Annotated in this window: 16 protein-coding genes; 3 read left to right on the top strand and 13 right to left on the bottom strand. The window is 55.6% G+C overall.

Translation table 11 applies throughout. The annotated features are described in order from the left end of the window. Positions 1-104: 104 nt before the first annotated feature. The 3 genes from tyrB to dnaB all read right to left on the bottom strand — a co-directional run bounded on the left by tyrB (position 105) and on the right by dnaB (position 3,926). Complete coding sequence (gene tyrB / locus ABFI50_RS10660) at positions 105-1,298, bottom strand: aromatic amino acid transaminase (protein ID WP_014882147.1); 1,194 nt, start codon at positions 1,296-1,298, stop codon at positions 105-107. A 119-nt stretch (positions 1,299-1,417) separates the two neighbouring features. Further along, complete coding sequence (gene alr / locus ABFI50_RS10655) at positions 1,418-2,497, bottom strand: alanine racemase (protein WP_014882146.1); 1,080 nt, start codon at positions 2,495-2,497, stop codon at positions 1,418-1,420. A gap of 16 nt (positions 2,498-2,513) precedes the next feature. Beyond that, positions 2,514-3,926 (bottom strand): replicative DNA helicase, encoded by a 1,413-nt coding sequence (gene dnaB / locus ABFI50_RS10650; protein WP_008503375.1) that lies wholly within the window; start codon positions 3,924-3,926, stop codon positions 2,514-2,516. Positions 3,927-3,992: 66 nt separating this feature from the next. On the opposite strand from dnaB, the gene ABFI50_RS10645 reads away from it, so the two are divergent. After that, positions 3,993-4,976: a quinone oxidoreductase gene (locus ABFI50_RS10645; protein WP_047027911.1), complete on the top strand. Its 984-nt coding sequence runs from the start codon at positions 3,993-3,995 to the stop codon at positions 4,974-4,976. A gap of 184 nt (positions 4,977-5,160) precedes the next feature. On the opposite strand, the gene pspG is transcribed toward ABFI50_RS10645, so the two are convergent. The 4 genes from pspG to ABFI50_RS10625 all read right to left on the bottom strand — a co-directional run bounded on the left by pspG (position 5,161) and on the right by ABFI50_RS10625 (position 8,589). After that, entirely contained in the window at positions 5,161-5,403 is a 243-nt protein-coding gene (gene pspG / locus ABFI50_RS10640; RefSeq protein WP_014882144.1) for an envelope stress response protein PspG, read from the bottom strand. 136 nt (positions 5,404-5,539) lie between these two features. Then, on the bottom strand, positions 5,540-6,535 hold the full coding sequence (gene dusA / locus ABFI50_RS10635) for a tRNA dihydrouridine(20/20a) synthase DusA (RefSeq protein WP_063944083.1): 996 nt from the start codon (positions 6,533-6,535) through the stop codon (positions 5,540-5,542). Between the two features lie 82 nt (positions 6,536-6,617). Further along, entirely contained in the window at positions 6,618-7,928 is a 1,311-nt protein-coding gene (traF, locus tag ABFI50_RS10630) for a conjugal transfer protein TraF (RefSeq protein ID WP_023331799.1), read from the bottom strand. 172 nt (positions 7,929-8,100) lie between these two features. After that, a complete protein-coding gene (locus ABFI50_RS10625; protein WP_014882141.1) occupies positions 8,101-8,589 on the bottom strand; it encodes a cupin domain-containing protein in 489 nt (162 codons plus the stop codon). Positions 8,590-8,704: 115 nt separating this feature from the next. Here ABFI50_RS10625 and zur point away from each other — a divergent pair, with 115 nt between their 5' ends. After that, on the top strand, positions 8,705-9,217 hold the full coding sequence (gene zur, locus ABFI50_RS10620; protein ID WP_014882140.1) for a zinc uptake transcriptional repressor Zur: 513 nt from the start codon (positions 8,705-8,707) through the stop codon (positions 9,215-9,217). A gap of 49 nt (positions 9,218-9,266) precedes the next feature. Here the strand turns inward: zur and ABFI50_RS10615 are convergent, their stop codons facing one another. The 4 genes from ABFI50_RS10615 to ABFI50_RS10600 form a co-directional block, all read right to left on the bottom strand. Beyond that, positions 9,267-9,476 (bottom strand): CsbD family protein, encoded by a 210-nt coding sequence (locus ABFI50_RS10615; protein WP_014882139.1) that lies wholly within the window; start codon positions 9,474-9,476, stop codon positions 9,267-9,269. Positions 9,477-9,596: 120 nt separating this feature from the next. Continuing rightward, positions 9,597-10,934, bottom strand: a complete 1,338-nt coding sequence (gene dinF / locus ABFI50_RS10610) for an MATE family efflux transporter DinF (protein WP_045268816.1) — start codon at positions 10,932-10,934, stop codon at positions 9,597-9,599. Between the two features lie 63 nt (positions 10,935-10,997). Further along, positions 10,998-11,606 (bottom strand): transcriptional repressor LexA, encoded by a 609-nt coding sequence (gene lexA, locus ABFI50_RS10605; protein WP_014882137.1) that lies wholly within the window; start codon positions 11,604-11,606, stop codon positions 10,998-11,000. Between the two features lie 108 nt (positions 11,607-11,714). Continuing rightward, the gene (locus ABFI50_RS10600) at positions 11,715-12,083 is read right to left on the bottom strand and encodes a diacylglycerol kinase (RefSeq protein ID WP_014882136.1); all 369 of its coding nucleotides are present in this window, start codon (positions 12,081-12,083) and stop codon (positions 11,715-11,717) included. A gap of 154 nt (positions 12,084-12,237) precedes the next feature. Here ABFI50_RS10600 and plsB point away from each other — a divergent pair, with 154 nt between their 5' ends. Continuing rightward, positions 12,238-14,658 (top strand): glycerol-3-phosphate 1-O-acyltransferase PlsB, encoded by a 2,421-nt coding sequence (gene plsB, locus ABFI50_RS10595; protein ID WP_014882135.1) that lies wholly within the window; start codon positions 12,238-12,240, stop codon positions 14,656-14,658. Between the two features lie 126 nt (positions 14,659-14,784). On the opposite strand, the gene gntU is transcribed toward plsB, so the two are convergent. Continuing rightward, a complete protein-coding gene (gene gntU / locus ABFI50_RS10590; RefSeq protein ID WP_014833577.1) occupies positions 14,785-16,125 on the bottom strand; it encodes a gluconate transporter in 1,341 nt (446 codons plus the stop codon). Between the two features lie 3 nt (positions 16,126-16,128). Further along, on the bottom strand, positions 16,129-16,656 hold the full coding sequence (gntK, locus tag ABFI50_RS10585) for a gluconokinase (RefSeq protein WP_014882134.1): 528 nt from the start codon (positions 16,654-16,656) through the stop codon (positions 16,129-16,131). Between the last annotated feature and the right edge of the window lie 33 nt (positions 16,657-16,689).

The raw sequence follows: 16,689 nt of genomic DNA, 5'->3' as shown, positions 1-16,689 counted from the left end.
TGAAGAAAAAGAAGACGATCACAAAGCGAGACATCGACCTGAGTAGCCTGATGCCATCACCCCGGCCCTCTCCCACAGGGAGAGGGAGAAACCGTAGTGAGTACTTACATTACCGCAGCAAATGCCTGTGCCACGCGATGAACGTTGCTGGCATTGAGACCCGCGACGCACATGCGGCCGCTGGCAATCAGGTAGACGCCGAACTCGTCGCGCAGACGGTCGACCTGCGCGGCGCTCAAACCGGTGTAGCTGAACATCCCGCGCTGCCTGATCAGATAATCAAAGTTATGCCCCGGTACCGCCTCTTTCAGCACGTTGACCAGCTCCTGACGCATCGACAGAATGCGCTTACGCATGGATTCCACTTCGGCAAGCCAGCTAGCTTTCAGCTGTTCGTCGCCGAGTACCGTCGCCACTACCTGCGCACCAAAGTTCGGGGGGCTGGAGTAGATACGGCGCACCGTAGCTTTAAGTTGACCCAGCACGCGGCTGGCAGCTTCGGCATCTTCGCAGACCACGGACAGCCCGCCGACGCGTTCGCCATACAGGGAGAAGATTTTCGAGAAAGAGTTGCTCACCAGCACAGGCAGGCCGGCACTCGCAACGGCGCGGATAGCATAGGCATCGTCTTCCATCCCGGCGCCAAAGCCCTGATAGGCGATGTCGAGGAATGGAATCAGGTTGCGAGCCTTGAGCACCTCAATGACGGCATCCCACTGGTCATTGGTGAGGTCCGCACCCGTTGGGTTGTGGCAGCACGGATGCAGCAGCACAATGCTGCGCGCCGGCAACGTTTTCAGTTTTTCCAGCAGGGCTTCAACGCGCACGCCGTTGGTTTCGCTGTCAAACCACGGATAAGTCTCGACATTAAAGCCTGCGCCCTCAAAAATTGCGACGTGGTTTTCCCACGTCGGGTCACTGACCCACACGCCGGAATCCGGGAAGTATTTTTTCAGGAAATCAGCACCGACTTTCAGCGCGCCCGATCCACCCAGCGTCTGGATGGTCGCCACACGTTTTTGCGCAAGTACCGGATGATCGGCCCCAAACAGCAGCGGTGCGATGGTATTGCGGTACGCATTGAGCCCTTCCATCGGCAGATAGAGCGACGCTCCATGCGGGACCGCATTCAGACGCGCTTCGGCTTCGGCAACGGCTTGTAACTGAGGAATAATACCCTCTTCGTTGTAATACAAACCGATGCTGAGGTTCACTTTATCGCTGCGAGGATCTTCTTTGAAACGCTCCATTAAGGAGAGAATAGGGTCGCCGGCATAGGCGTCAACGTTCTGAAACACGCGATGGTTCTCCGGAATTCGATGAGGCAGGAGTTTCAACAATAAACCGGAAGTGGGAGAAGGTCGAGAGGATGTTAATAAAGTTGAAGTGAGGTTAATAACCTCACTTCACAGACGGTTCAGTCAAGGTATTTCATCGCCACCCGGGAGGTCAGGCGCGTGATAAGTTCGTAAGCACTCACTTTCGTGATTTCAGCAATGCGCTCAACGGGCAGGCCCTCACCCCACATCACCACATCATCACCTGCTTTATCCTGGGCGTCGGGTCCAAGGTCCACGCAAATCATGTCCATCGCGACGCGACCGACAATGTTGACCTCGCGACCGTTGACCAGCACCGGTGTACCTGTCGGTGCAGCACGCGGATAGCCATCTCCGTAGCCCATCGCCACCACGCCAAGGCGCGTGTCGCGCTCGCTAATCCAGGTGCCGCCATAGCCCACCGGCTCGCCCGCTTTGTGCTCACGCACGGCAATAAGATTCGAGACCAGCGACATCACTGGCTTAAAGCCAAAGTCCGGCCCCCAGGGTTTGCTCTCCAGAGGCGACACGCCATAAAGAATAATGCCCGGGCGCGCCCAGTCAAAGTGCGACTGCGGCCACAGCAGGATCCCGCCGGAAGCCGCAATCGAGCGCATTCCCGGCTTGCCTTCGCAGAAGGTGTTAAAGATATCGAGCTGCTGCTCGGTTGCCCCACATTCAGGCTCATCGGCACGCGCAAAATGGCTGACGATGTTCACGGGCTGGCGCACGTTTTTGCACCGGCACAAACGCTGATAAAACGCCTCCGCATTTTCCGGGCGAACGCCCAGACGGTGCATGCCCGTGTCGAGCTTCATCCAGACGGTAACGGGTTCACTCAGCTCGGCGTTTTCCAGCGCGGACAGCTGTTCTTCGTTATGTACCGCCGTGTGCAGATGCTGGTCAGCAATCGTAGGCAAGTCTGTGGCTTCGAAAAAGCCTTCCAGCAGCAAAATGGGTTGCGTGATCCCCCCCGCACGCAGGCGGAGAGCTTCTTCAAGACGGGCGACGCCAAAGGCGTCGGCATCGGGGAGCGTTCGCGCGGTCTCAAGAAGACCGTGTCCGTAAGCGTTCGCTTTCACGACTGCAACGAGCTTGCTGGCGGGCGCCAGTTCACGCAAACGTTGCAGGTTGTGTCGCAGAGCGCGGCGGTTAATGACTACAGTTGCCGCTTGCATTTGAATTCCTTAGAAATTACTCATCATCATATTGAGGACCGGCGTAGTTGTCGAAACGCGACCACTGTCCGTTAAAGGTCAGACGCACCGTCCCGATCGGGCCGTTACGTTGTTTACCAATAATAATTTCGGCGATCCCTTTCAGGTCGCTGTTCTCGTGATAAACCTCATCACGGTAGATGAACATGATTAAGTCGGCATCCTGCTCGATGGAGCCGGATTCACGCAGGTCGGAGTTGACCGGGCGTTTATCGGCACGTTGTTCCAGGGAGCGGTTCAGCTGCGACAGCGCCACCACCGGCACGTGCAGCTCTTTGGCTAACGCCTTGAGCGAGCGGGAAATCTCTGCAATTTCCAGCGTACGGTTGTCGGAGAGCGACGGCACGCGCATCAGCTGGAGGTAGTCGATCATGATGAGGCCGATGCCGCCGTGTTCGCGGGCGATGCGGCGCGCGCGGGAGCGCACTTCCGTTGGCGTCAGGCCGGAGGAGTCATCAATATAGATGTTACGTTTTTCCAGCAGAATGCCCATCGTGCCGGAGATACGCGCCCAGTCTTCATCATCGAGCTGGCCGGTACGGATACGGGTCTGGTCCACGCGCGACAGCGATGCCAGAGAACGCATCATAATCTGCTCGGAGGGCATCTCAAGACTGAAGATGAGTACAGGTTTATCCTGCAACATTGCGGCGTTTTCGACGAGGTTCATCGCAAATGTCGTTTTACCCATCGACGGACGCGCCGCAACGATAATCAGATCCGACGGCTGCAGGCCGGCGGTCTTTTTGTTGAGGTCGTCATAACCGGTGTTGACCCCGGTGACACCATCGTGCGGTTGCTGGAACAACTGCTCGATACGCGCCACGGTCGCGTCGAGCACATCGGCAATGTTTTTAGGCCCTTCGTCTTTGTTCGCACGGCTTTCGGCAATTTTAAAGACGCGGGACTCCGCCAGGTCGAGCAGGTCTTCGCTGGTGCGCCCCTGCGGATCAAAACCGGCTTCGGCGATCTCGTTCGCCACCGATATCATTTCACGGACGACGGCACGCTCCCGCACGATATCGGCATAAGCGCTGATGTTCGCCGCGCTTGGCGTGTTTTTTGACAGTTCTGCCAGGTAGGCAAACCCGCCGACGCTGTCCAGCTGACCCTGACGCTCAAGCGATTCCGCGAGCGTAATCAGGTCAATCGGGCTGCCCGACTCCTGCAAGCGCGCCATTTCGGTAAAGATATGACGGTGCGGACGGGTGTAGAAATCCTCAGACACCACGCGCTCAGCGACGTCGTCCCAGCGTTCGTTATCCAGCATTAAACCGCCCAACACCGACTGTTCCGCTTCAATCGAGTGCGGCGGGACTTTTAACCCTGCGACCTGGAAATCACGCTCGCGGGGTTCAGTCTGTTTGTTGAAGGGTTTGTTTCCTGCCATAGTGAATGGAGTTACCGAGATAAAGAGTGGGTCGAAAGATTACCATATTTTTCTTACGGAGGGAGCATGGCAACGCGCATTGAGTTCCAGAAACACGGCGGTCCGGAAGTACTGAAAGCGGTGGAGTTTACCCCCGCAGCGCCTGGCGAGAACGAAATCCAGGTTGAAAACAAAGCTATCGGCATTAACTACATCGATACCTATATTCGCGGCGGTCTCTACCCGCCTCCGTCAATGCCGAGTGGTCTGGGCACCGAGGCGGCCGGTGTCGTCATTAAAGTGGGCAGCGCGGTTAAGCATATTAAAGAGGGCGACCGCGTGGTGTATGCGCAATCTGCGCTGGGCGCTTACAGCTCCGTCCACAACGTTCCGGCGGATAAAGCCGCTCTGCTGCCTGGCGCTATCTCCTTCGAGCAGGCCGCCGCTTCGTTCCTGAAGGGATTAACGGTTTACTATCTGCTGCGCAAAACCTATGAAATTAAACCCGACGAGCAATTTCTTTTTCATGCCGCAGCGGGTGGCGTGGGGCTGATTGCCTGCCAGTGGGCGAAAGCCTTAGGCGCGAAACTCATCGGTACCGTGGGCAATGCCCAAAAAGCGCAGCGTGCGCTGGACGCGGGGGCGTGGCAGGTGATCAACTATCGCGAAGAGAGCATCGTCGAGCGCCTGAAAGAGATTACTGGCGGTAAAAAAGTGCGCGTGGTGTATGACTCGGTGGGCAAAGACACCTGGGAGGCGTCGCTGGACTGCCTGCAACGTCGTGGGCTGATGGTGAGCTTCGGGAATGCGTCAGGCGCTGTCACTGGCGTCAATCTTGGCATCCTGAATCAGAAAGGCTCGCTCTACGTGACCCGCCCTTCCCTGCAGGGCTATATCACCAACCGGGAAGAACTGGAGGAAGCCAGCAACGAGCTGTTCTCGCTGATCGCCAGCGGCGTGATTAAGGTGGACGTGGCGGATGCGCAGAAATATCCGCTGACCGATGCGCAGCGTGCGCATGAGGTGCTGGAAAGCCGGGCGACACAGGGTTCAAGTTTACTCATTCCCTGAGCCCCAAAAAGAAATTGGGCTTCCCGTGGGAAGCCCTTTCTTTTTTTAGTTCGGCTGTATGTAGGGTACAGCTCGATGAATTCTGTAGCGGCAGCCATAGTGACAGATTCGATAAGTAAATCCTATTCTGTTCTAAGTAATGCTGCCGGGAAAGTTACAAGTATGTGACGAACCCCTCAATACCTTAGTAACGGAAGCGGTTATTGCGCTGATAAGTCGGCAGTTTTGGTGATTTAATCGCCCGTATCGCCCACACCACCGCAATGGCCAGTAATAACCACGGCAGCAGTTTGATGGTCAGGGCAAACAGTCCGCCGATAAACATCACCACCGTCGCCACGACGAGCGCAGCGAGAATGCCGAGCAGCGAAACGCCTGTGGCTAACAGCATGACAAAAAAGCCAATGACAAAAAGTAGTTCCAGCATGGTGCTCTCCCACGAATTCCCGAGTAATACAGTCTGTATTACAAGAATCATGCCAAAACTAAACCATTGTTCTTAAAGAAAAACACCCCACAATGATATGCAGGGCGTGGTGAATTTGACGATCTTTTAGCGAAAATTATCGCTTATCTGCGACCAGTCGCAGCGCATGTTCCAGCACCTCGATATCCGCACCGGCTTTATGTGCGTTCTCACTGAGGTAACGACGCCACTGCCGCGCCCCCGGTATGCCCTGGAACAGGCCCAACATATGGCGGGTAATGTGGCCGAGATACGTGCCGTTGCTCAGCTCGCGCTCAATGTAAGGATACATGGCGCGCACGACGGCAACCGGATCGGTATCGGCGCCGTCAACGCCAAAGATTTCACGGTCGACCGTCGCCAGAATGCCCGGGTTCTGATAGGCCTCGCGTCCGACCATCACGCCGTCCATATGTTCGAGGTGCGCTTTGGCTTCTTCAAGCGACTTAATACCGCCGTTGATCGACATCGTCAGATGCGGGAAATCACGTTTAAGCTGATATACGCGCGGATAGTCCAGCGGTGGGATCTCACGGTTCTCTTTCGGGCTCAGGCCGGAGAGCCAGGCTTTACGGGCGTGGATGATAAACATCTCGCATTCGCCTTTGCCGGACACCGTGTTGATGAAATCGCACAGGAATTCGTAGCTGTCCTGGTCGTCAATGCCGATACGGGTTTTGACCGTCACGGGAATGGAGACCACATCACGCATCGCCTTGATACAGTCGGCAACCAGCTGCGCGTTCCCCATCAGACACGCACCGAACATACCGTTTTGCACACGGTCTGAAGGACAGCCAACGTTGAGGTTAATCTCGTCATAGCCGCGCGCTTCCGCCAGCTTCGCACACTGCGCCAGCGCGGCCGGATCGCTGCCACCCAGCTGCAAGGCAACCGGATGCTCTTCTTCACTGTATGCCAGATAGTCGCCCTTGCCGTGAATGATTGCACCAGTGGTCACCATTTCGGTGTACAGCAGCGTATGGTGGGAGAGCTGACGCAGGAAGAAGCGGCAGTGTCTGTCCGTCCAGTCGAGCATTGGCGCAATGGAGAAACGGTGTGCTGGGAAAGCGGTCTGGTATTCTGACAACATGGCGAAGTTTTAAGCATCTGGTGGAAAAGGGGCGCTACTATAGCACAAAGAAAAGCCGGAGGCGCAGCGCCTCCGGTGCACTTTAGAACGTCATGCTTAGCTGTGCCCCTGCGCCCCAGGTTTCGTCTTCACCGTAGAGGCCCATCAGGTCAACATGCACGGTGTTGAACGGCGCGAAGCCGACACCACCGGTAAAGACGTTGCTGTCGTTACCCTTCACGTCAGCGCGATAACCTGCGCGTACCGCCAGCCAGCTCAGCGGGGTTACTTCAGCACCTACCCCAACATACTGCGACGTATCTTCGCTCTTGAAACCTTTGGTTTCGGTCAGATCGCCATCAGCGGTCAGCGTAACAAGATCGTTGTGCCAGGCGGCGCCCGCGGTGACCAGCGGACGGATCTGGTAGGTGTCTTTATAGCTCACCACTTCTCCCGTACGCCCATTGCGGATGCGGATATCCTTGCTGTCGATATCGCGTGACATCAGGTTTTGCCCGCTCAGGCCGACCGTCCAGTTTTCGCCAAAATCAGCGGCAATACCAGCATCAACGTTAAAGCCCGTATCGTCTGTACGGTAGCGGCTATCGTTCCACTTATTACTGTCGTAATCGTAGATGGAAGTGGTGTAGTTATAGATCCAGGTTTTTTGCAGTTTTGGCGTGACGCCAACGGAAACCGGGATGCCCCCGAGATCGAACTGACGGGCAACCGCAATACCGTAGTCGGACACAATCGCCGCCCGGCCAGACGCCGTTGAGTTGAGGTTTTTGGTAATCTGATCCGTGCCATTCAGCGCTGCATCCAGGGCAACACCGGCAGCAACCACATCGCTTCGTTGAATACTGCGCAGATAATCAATATCTTGCTGGTCGATAGATGAGCTAACCCGACCATGAGCATAACCTTTGGCCATAAAGGCCACGGAAAGCACATCGTTAGGGATACTCACGGCAAGTCCTGCCCCTGCCGTTGCACGTGCAGTTTTACCCTTGAGATAGTCCAGTTCATCGGCAAGATCTTTGGCCGCGCCCTGGAACTGGTTGATCGAACCTAACGGATTGGTGATGACTTCAATAGGTGTAAGGTTATCAACCACATCCTTATAGTGATTGATTTTGTCGTTGATGGTATCAATCTCATCCTGAAGATTGTCTTCATCCGTCACCTGCACCCCAACGGACGGCAAAATGACCGTTACATCATCGTCCGGTTTTGCCTTTGCCAGCAGCGCGGGGTTGATTAACGCTCCGCTGCCATAACTGCCAGCGGCTACGCCCGTCCCGCCCATGGCGTCGCTACGTGATTCTGTCCAGGTATTGGCTGCTCCCGCCTGATTTGCCATAAACAGGGAAACAGCAATGCTAACCACCGAAAATTTAAAATGTTTTTTCACAGTATGCCCGTAATAGTTTGTTATTAGATAGCCCCTGTCTGTTATCACCCAAACAGGAACGAACTATTGCTGTGAATAAGAAGCAAAAGACCCGCTATTTCTTTCCCTAAGTGAAATTCCTTTACGGCCTGTTGTAATTTGTGACGGCCTTCAATATTTATAGAAGAGGAAATTATTTTTTCACAGGTTTTCCATCATGCGGGCCAAAAAACTGCGGAGGATGGTCAACCCAGCGATCCTCCCGCGTGGCGGCATAGACCGGATTGAGCGGATAGTAGATGCGGTTGTGCTTCTTGTTGGCCTCGCCCACCACCAGTAATCGAACCTCTTCATCCGTGTTGTTGATAAAGGTATGGCAGACGCCAGTTCCGGCAGGAAATCCCACGCTGTCGCCGGGTTCAAGTTTCCACAAATAGCCATTAATCCAGGCTTCAGGATAGCCCTCAAGCACGTAGATAAACTCTTCTTCGTCACTCTCTGCATGGGGATAGGATGTCCGACGCCCGGGCAATAAACGCTCATGATGAATGCCGATACGTCGGAGGCCAAGGCTGCGGGCCAGCGGTGCACCGATAGAAAAGAGCTCATTACTGTCGGGGTAGGTGGCGTCATCCGGCCCTTCTATGTCGCGCCAGTGCTTAATACAGTCTGGTTTTTTCATGATGATATTCCCGATTTGCGATGCGTCAGGTATAGCACAGCCTGACGGATATCGGTGTTTTTACCAGAACATGATAAAGTGAGGGTTTTACGTCCCAGAACATCCGAGGTGCTCAATGGATAAGTCCACAAAAGAGCTGTTAGCGCAGGCCGAAAAGCTGTGCGCGCAACGCAATGTGCGCCTGACTCCGCAGCGCCTTGAAGTCTTACGTCTGATGAGCCTGCAACAGGGTGCCATCAGCGCCTATGACCTGCTCGACCTGCTCCGCGAAAGCGAGCCGCAGGCTAAACCGCCAACAGTGTATCGCGCGCTGGATTTCCTGCTGGAACAAGGATTTGTTCATAAAGTGGAATCCACAAACAGCTATGTACTGTGCCATCTTTTCGATCAGCCCACCCACACGTCGGCCATGTTTATCTGCGACCGTTGTGGCGTAGTGAAAGAAGAAGCTGCGGAAGGCGTGGAAGACATTATGCATACGCTGGCGGCAAGAATGGGGTTTGCCCTGCGTCATAATGTGATTGAAGCACACGGGCTGTGTTCAGCGTGTGTCGAGGTGGAAGCGTGTCGACATCAGGATGAGTGTCAGCATGACCACTCTATTCTGGTGAAAAAAAAGCCGCGTTAGCAGCCAAAAGAAAAGGCGGCCTGAAGCCGCCCCAGTAGGTTATTCAGCGTTACCAGCGGTAATCATTGCGGGTTTCCCAGTCTTTGACTTCGTTTTCCGCCTGATCTTTCGCGTAGCCGTAACGTTCCTGAATTTTACCGACAAGCTGATCGCGCTTACCTTCAATGACGGTCATATCGTCATCTGTCAGCTTACCCCACTGTTCTTTCGCTTTACCTTTGAACTGCTTCCAGTTGCCGCCGATTTCGTCTTTATTCATCATCGTGTCCTCTTAGTTAAGCGTCGGGTCGTAACGTCCGTTACGTTCTTTTCTGCTGGACGTGATAATTATTGTAGTTAAGGATTCGGCAGTTGATTTCATATTCGGAATCTTTAACCATCACGATATATCGTGACGCGAAGGAAACCAGGTATTGTTTTGCCAGTGGCGGCGCCATATAAAAGCCAGCGACAGGCCACGCAGAGAGAGAAAGACCGCAAGCGCCAACCACAAACCGTGATTACCCAGCCAGGGAAGCGTCAGCAGCGTCAGGCCAAATCCCGCCGCCGCAACGGCCATACTGTTACGCATTTCCGCCCCGCGCGTCGCACCAATAAACATGCCGTCCAGCAGATAACACCAGACACCCACCACCGGTAAGATGACTTGCCAGATGAGATAGTGGCTCGCCAGTTCGCGCAGCGCAGGGAGAGAGGTCAGTAAAGCAACAATCTGTTCGCCGAAGCAGGCATAGACCACGGCAAACACCAGCGATACCAGTCCTGACTGACGGCAGGCTGCCCGCCAGACATCATGAAGCTGCCCGCTTTCACGTGCGCCATACGCCTGCCCTGAATGTGCTTCAACCGCGTAGGCAAAGCCGTCCAGCGCATAGGCGGTAAACGTCAGCAGCGTCATCAATACCGCGTTGACCGCGACGATTTCAGGCCCCAGCCGTGCACCGAAGACCGTCAGCGCGCCGAAGCAGAGTTGCAGAAGCAGCGAGCGCAGCATGATGTCACGGTTAAGCGCCAGCAGCTTACGGATATTGCCGCGCCATGCGGTTTTCAGCAGCGCGAGGGAGATCCCGCGCATCGCCAGCACGCGCCAGACCATCCACAGCCCCATCACAAAGGTCCCGTATTCAGCAATCGCCGTCGCCAGTGCCGCGCCCCGCACGTTCATATGGAGGCCCATCACGAGCCAGAGATCCAGCACGATGTTGAGCAGGTTTCCCACGACCAGCAGAATCACTGGCGCACGAGCATACTGAACGCCCAGTAACCAACCCAGCAGAACCAGATTTGCCAGCGAAGCGGGCGCACTGAGCCAGCGGATTTCGAGAAAACGTCGCGCCTGCTCCAGTACCGCCTCACTGCCGCCAACGATATGGAGCGCAAGGTCAATCAGGGGATCGCGGAGTAAAACGATTAACGCGCCCGCACCTAACGCAAGAATCAGCGGCTGCACCAGCGCCCGCGCCAGACGTAACGGATCTTTTGCACCATACGCCTGTGCCGTGAGTCCGGTGGTGCTCATGCGCAAAAAGAGCAGCAGCATAAAGAGGAAGCTGGTTGCCGTCGCGCCAATCGCCACGCCGCCAAGATAGACAGGGGAATCGAGATGCCCAATAACGGCCGTGTCGACCAGACCCAGCAAGGGCACGGTGATATTGGAGAAAATCATCGGCAGTGCAAGACGCCACAATGCCTTATCGGATGCCGTCAGCAGTGACATGAGAAACACCGGGAGTGGTCAATAAAGCAGGCTACAGCGGAACCGTAGCCTGTCAGGAAGAGATTACAGCCATTCACCGTTGCGAATCACACCGACCGCCAGACCTTCGATAGAGAAGCTCTGTTCGCGGAGATCGACCACAATGGGAGAGAACTCGCTGTTTTCGGGCAGCAACTGAACGGTGTTACCCTGCTTTTTCAGACGCTTAACGGTCACTTCGTCATCAATGCGCGCGACCACCACCTGGCCGTTCCGCACATCCTGCGTTTTGTGTACCGCCAGCAGATCGCCGTCGAGAATGCCGATATCTTTCATCGACATGCCGCTTACGCGCAGCAGAAAATCTGCGCTCGGCTTGAACATACCAGGATCAACCTGGTAGTGGCCTTCGATATGCTGCTGTGCCAGCAGCGGCTCACCCGCAGCAACACGGCCTATCAGCGGAATGCCCGTCTCTTCTTCCACCAGCAGGCGGATACCGCGTGACGCGCCTGAAACAATTTCAATCACGCCCTTACGTGCCAGCGCTTTCAGGTGTTCTTCGGCAGCATTCGGAGAACGGAAGCCCAGACGCTGAGCGATTTCCGCACGCGTGGGTGGCATACCCGTCTGGCCGATATGATCCCGAATGAGATCAAACACCTCTTGCTGCCTGGTCGTTAATGCTTTCATTCCGCCCCCTGGGTGTATATACAGTTATGCTGTGAGTATATACAGTCAAAGGTGATTTTGGAACCAAAAACTGCACAAAAAACCAGGGACTTAATTATTCCTCGAGGCTCATCGGAAATGTGACCAAAGCAGCGTGACCCAGGTAATGACTGCAGTGATAATCGCCAGCAGCACAGCGGCAGAACCCATGTCTTTCGCGCGACCGGAGAGCTCGTGGAACTCTGAGCCAATACGGTCAACAACGGCCTCAATAGCGCTATTGAGAATTTCCACTATCATCACCAGAAGCACGGAACCGATGAGAAGTACGCGGGTAATAGCATCGACATCAAGGAAACAGGCGATGATGACCGCGATGATAGCGGCGACACCTTCCTGACGAAAGGCGGCTTCGTTGATCCACGCGGCACGGAAACCTTTCCATGAATAGCCGGCGGCTTTGATGATACGCGTTAACCCAGTGGTATTATTGGCCATTAAAAGAACCTTTTATGAAAAAAAGCGTCAGTAACAGGAACTGTAGCGCGTTTCGCTACAGCCTGAAGTATGACGGGTAACAACAGAAATTTTGCGCGCTTTCTGTTATCCTTGCGCCGCAATTGCATTATTAACCAGAGGCTTTACATCGTTTATGTCCGGCTGGCCACGAATTTACTACAAATTACTTAATTTACCATTAAGCATCCTGGTAAAAAGCAAGTCTATCCCAGCAGAACCCGCGCTGGAATTGGGGCTCGATACGTCGCGTCCTATTATGTACGTTTTGCCTTATAACTCGAAGGCAGACTTACTGACCCTTCGCGCCCAATGTCTGGCGCATGACTTACCTGACCCGCTTGAACCGCTGGAAGTCGACGGCACGTTGCTGCCGCGCTACGTGTTCATTCATGGCGGGCCGCGTGTATTTACCTATTACACGCCAAAAGAAGAGTCCATTAAGCTGTTCCACGACTATCTCGACCTGCACCGCAGCAATCCCGATTTGGATGTGCAGATGGTGCCGGTATCGGTGATGTTTGGCCGCCGTCCGGGCCGTGAAAAAGGCGAAGAGAATCCGCCGCTGCGTATGCTTAACGGCATCCAGAAGTTCTTCGCGGTCTCCTGGCTGGGACGCGACAGCTTTGTGCGCTTCTCCCCTTCCGTTTCACTGCGCCGAATGGCAGATGAGCACGGTACCGACAAGATCATCGCGCAGAAGCTGGCGCGCGTAGCACGTATGCACTTCGCCCGTCAGCGCCTCGCGGCCGTCGGGCCACGACTCCCGGCGCGTCAGGACCTGTTCAACAAACTGTTGGCCTCCAAAGCGATCGCCCGCGCCGTTGAAGACGAAGCGCGTAGCAAGAAGATTTCGCATGAGAAAGCCCAGCAGAACGCCATTGCGCTGATGGAAGAGATTGCCGCGAACTTCTCTTACGAGATGATTCGCCTTTCCGATCGTATTCTCGGCTTTACCTGGAACCGCCTGTATCAGGGCATCAACGTTCATAACGCCGAGCGTGTACGCCAGCTGGCGCATGATGGCCATGAAATTGTCTATGTCCCCTGCCACCGCAGCCACATGGACTACCTGCTTCTCTCCTACGTGCTCTATCACCAGGGGCTGGTACCACCGCACATTGCGGCCGGTATTAACCTGAATTTCTGGCCAGCGGGCCCGATCTTCCGCCGCCTGGGCGCCTTCTTTATCCGTCGTACCTTCAAGGGCAATAAGCTCTACTCCACCGTGTTCCGCGAGTATCTGGGCGAACTGTTCAGCCGCGGCTATTCCGTGGAGTACTTCGTGGAGGGTGGTCGCTCCCGTACCGGACGTCTGCTTGATCCGAAGACCGGCACGCTGTCGATGACCATTCAGGCGATGCTGCGCGGCGGAACCCGTCCGATCACGCTGGTGCCTATCTACATTGGTTATGAGCACGTCATGGAAGTGGGTACGTATGCCAAAGAACTGCGTGGCGCAACCAAAGAGAAAGAGAGCCTGCCGCAGATGTTGCGCGGCCTGAGCAAGTTACGCAACCTGGGTCAGGGCTACGTGAACTTTGGCGAGCCAATGCCGCTGATGACGTACCTGAACCATCACGTTCCGGAGTGGCGCGAATCCATCGATCCTATCGAAGCGGTTCGTCCTGCCTGGCTGACACCAACGGTTAACGGCATTGCATCCGAGCTGATGGTGCGTATTAACAACGCGGGGGCGGCTAACGCCATGAACCTGTGCTGTACCGCGCTACTGGCTTCTCGTCAGCGCTCCCTGACCCGTGAACAGCTCACGGAGCAGCTGGACTGCTACCTGGACATGATGCGCAACGTGCCTTACTCGGTTGATTCAACGGTTCCTGCGGCTACCGCCAGCGAGCTCATCGATCACGCGTTGCAGATGAACAAGTTTGAAGTCGAGAAGGACACGATCGGCGACATCATCATTCTGCCGCGCGAACAGGCCGTGTTGATGACGTACTATCGCAACAACATCGCGCATATGCTGATGCTGCCGTCGCTGATGGCGGCCATCATTACCCAGCATCGCCACATTTCACGTCAGGAGCTATTGCGTCACGTTGATACGCTCTACCCGATGCTGAAAGCGGAGCTGTTCCTGCGCTGGAGCAAAGATGAGCTGGCCGTTGAGCTGGATAAACTGACGGAAGAACTTCGTCGTCAGGGGCTGATCACCGTTGCCAACGATGAGCTGCATATCAATCCGTCACGCTCCCGAACCCTGCAGCTGCTGGCGGCCGGCGCGCGCGAAACGCTGCAGCGCTACGCCATTACGTTCTGGCTGCTGAGTGCGAACCCGTCGATCAACCGCGGTACGCTGGAGAAAGAGAGCCGGACGCTGGCACAGCGCCTGTCTGTGCTGCACGGCATTAACGCACCAGAATTCTTCGACAAAGCGGTCTTCAGTTCCCTCGTGCTGACGCTGCGTGATGAAGGCTTCATCAGTGATACGGGCGATGCCGAGCCAGAAGAGACGCTGAAGGTTTACCAGATGCTGGCAGAGCTGATTACGTCAGATGTGCGCTTGACGATTGAGAGCGCGACGCAGGGCGAGTGATGTAAAAAAGCCGGGTGGTGGTTTCACCTTTCCCGGCCTGATGTTCTGCATAAGATGAAAAGATTAAGGCCCGGTCAGCGTTAACGCTACCGGGCCTTATTTTTGAGCCGGGTTAAATCACCGCATTCAGCTCAGCAACGTAAAGGCAATCATCCCGACAATCGCACCCGTCGTACCGAGGATGGTTTCCATCAGCGTCCAGGTTTTCAGGGTTTGCGCTTCGGTGGCGCCGGTAAATTTACCGAACAGCCAGAAGCCAGCGTCGTTAACGTGAGAGACCACAATTGAACCGCCCGCGATACAGATAGACAGCGCTGCCATCTGCGCACCGGAGTAGTTCAGCTGTTCAATCACCGGCATTACCAGACCCACGGCGGTTAAACACGCCACGGTGGCGGAACCCTGGATAATACGCACGGCCGCCGCCAGCACGAAGCAGGTTACCGCAATCGGCAGGCCCATTCCGGTCAGCGCTTCACCCAGAGCCGGGCCCACGCCAGAATCCACCAGCACCTGCTTGAACACGCCACCGGCACCAATCACCAGCAGGATAATACCCGCAGGCTGCAGCGCGGCACCGCAGATCTCCATCACGCGGTCTTTCGGCATTCCCTGACGCATCGCCAGGCCGTAAATAGCCACCAGACACGCCACCAGGATCGCCGTAAACGGGTGACCAATGAACTCAAACCATTCGTAGGCGGTAGAGCCCACCGGCACAAAACGCGCTGCGATGGTTTTCAGACCCACCAGGACCAGCGGGAGCAGGATCAGTGACAGACTGAAGCCAAAGGACGGCATTTTGCCTTCGCCCAGATGCGGCTCGGTGATGTCATCCGGAATGTGCAGCTCAACGTAACGGCTAATGAAGTTGCCCCACAGCGGGCCGGCAATGATCATTCCCGGGATCGCGGCGCACAGGCCAATCAGGATCATCCAGCCAAAGTCAGCGTGCATCTGGGAGGCCAGCAGCATCGGCGCGGGCCCAGGCAACAGAAACGCTGCCGCTGCCGCCACGCCCGCAAACAGCGGAATGACCAGCTTCACGAGGTTGGTACCGGTATGACGCGCCATAGAGAATGCCACGCTAATCAGCAGCACAACCGCCACCTCGAAGAACAGCGGCAGCGCGCAAATCAGACCCGCCAGACCAATCGCATAGTGCGCGCGGCTGTGGCCGAAGGATTTCAGCATCTTGACGGCAATCTGATCGACCGCGCCCGTCTCATGTAAAATCTTGCCAAACATCGCGCCCAGCGCGACCACAATCGCCAGGAAGCCGAGCGTGCCTCCCATCCCTTTTTCCATCGTCGCAGCGATCTTGTCGAGCGGCATACCGGAAAAGAGACCTGCACCAATAGAAACCACCATCAAAGCAACGAAGGCGTGCATACGCGCCTTCATCACTAAAAACAGCAGCAGCAATACCGAACCCACTGCTGTCAAAACTAGCGTTAATGTACTCAAAACTTACTGCCTTTTATTAATGACCTCGATGGTGCTGGCTACAACACCCTCCAGTGACTGATCGATATCAACCACTAAGACGTCTTTCTCATCTTCACCCGGCTCCTGGAGCGCGTCGAACTGCGTCACCAGCATCTGGGTTTTGAAGAAGTGACCTTTACGCGCCTTCAGTCGGCTTTCAATCACCTCGAAATCGCCTTTCAGGTAGATGAAAGAGAGGTTCGGGTTGCCGTCGCGCAGCAGATCGCGGTAGGTTTTTTTCAGCGCGGAGCAGACGATCAGCGAAACTTTGTTGGTACGCTGCATGGCGAATGCAGCGTCGTTCAGCGCCTGCAGCCACGGTTTGCGATCGTCGTCGTTCAGCGGCTCGCCGGAGGCCATTTTCATGATGTTGCTGCGCGGATGGAGGAAGTCACCATCAAGAAACGCAGCCTGGAGTTGATGCGCCACTTCGCTCGCCACGGCAGATTTACCGCTACCGGACACGCCCATCAGGACGTAAACGTGGTGATCATGATTAGTCGTGCTCAAAGGGTGTCCCTCAGTCAATTGTTACGGGTAACA

It is taken from the genome of Enterobacter sp. HNDS-6 (assembly GCF_039850505.1).
GTDB lineage: Bacteria > Pseudomonadota > Gammaproteobacteria > Enterobacterales > Enterobacteriaceae > Enterobacter > Enterobacter kobei.
Note: the sequence above shows the minus strand (reverse complement) of the source record. Positions and strands in the feature narration are given on the sequence as shown.

Bases quoted from the DNA above. Each gene is read 5' to 3' on its own strand.
- alr (WP_014882146.1), bottom strand. From the start codon at position 2,497: ATGCAAGCGGCAACTGTAGTCATTAACCGCCGCGCTCTGCGACACAAC.
- dnaB (WP_008503375.1), bottom strand. From the start codon at position 3,926: ATGGCAGGAAACAAACCCTTCAACAAACAGACTGAACCCCGCGAGCGT.
- ABFI50_RS10645 (WP_047027911.1), top strand. From the start codon at position 3,993: ATGGCAACGCGCATTGAGTTCCAGAAACACGGCGGTCCGGAAGTACTG.
- pspG (WP_014882144.1), bottom strand. From the start codon at position 5,403: ATGCTGGAACTACTTTTTGTCATTGGCTTTTTTGTCATGCTGTTAGCC.
- dusA (WP_063944083.1), bottom strand. From the start codon at position 6,535: ATGTTGTCAGAATACCAGACCGCTTTCCCAGCACACCGTTTCTCCATT.
- ABFI50_RS10625 (WP_014882141.1), bottom strand. From the start codon at position 8,589: ATGAAAAAACCAGACTGTATTAAGCACTGGCGCGACATAGAAGGGCCG.
- zur (WP_014882140.1), top strand. From the start codon at position 8,705: ATGGATAAGTCCACAAAAGAGCTGTTAGCGCAGGCCGAAAAGCTGTGC.
- ABFI50_RS10615 (WP_014882139.1), bottom strand. From the start codon at position 9,476: ATGAATAAAGACGAAATCGGCGGCAACTGGAAGCAGTTCAAAGGTAAA.
- dinF (WP_045268816.1), bottom strand. From the start codon at position 10,934: ATGTCACTGCTGACGGCATCCGATAAGGCATTGTGGCGTCTTGCACTG.
- lexA (WP_014882137.1), bottom strand. From the start codon at position 11,606: ATGAAAGCATTAACGACCAGGCAGCAAGAGGTGTTTGATCTCATTCGG.
- ABFI50_RS10600 (WP_014882136.1), bottom strand. From the start codon at position 12,083: ATGGCCAATAATACCACTGGGTTAACGCGTATCATCAAAGCCGCCGGC.
- plsB (WP_014882135.1), top strand. From the start codon at position 12,238: ATGTCCGGCTGGCCACGAATTTACTACAAATTACTTAATTTACCATTA.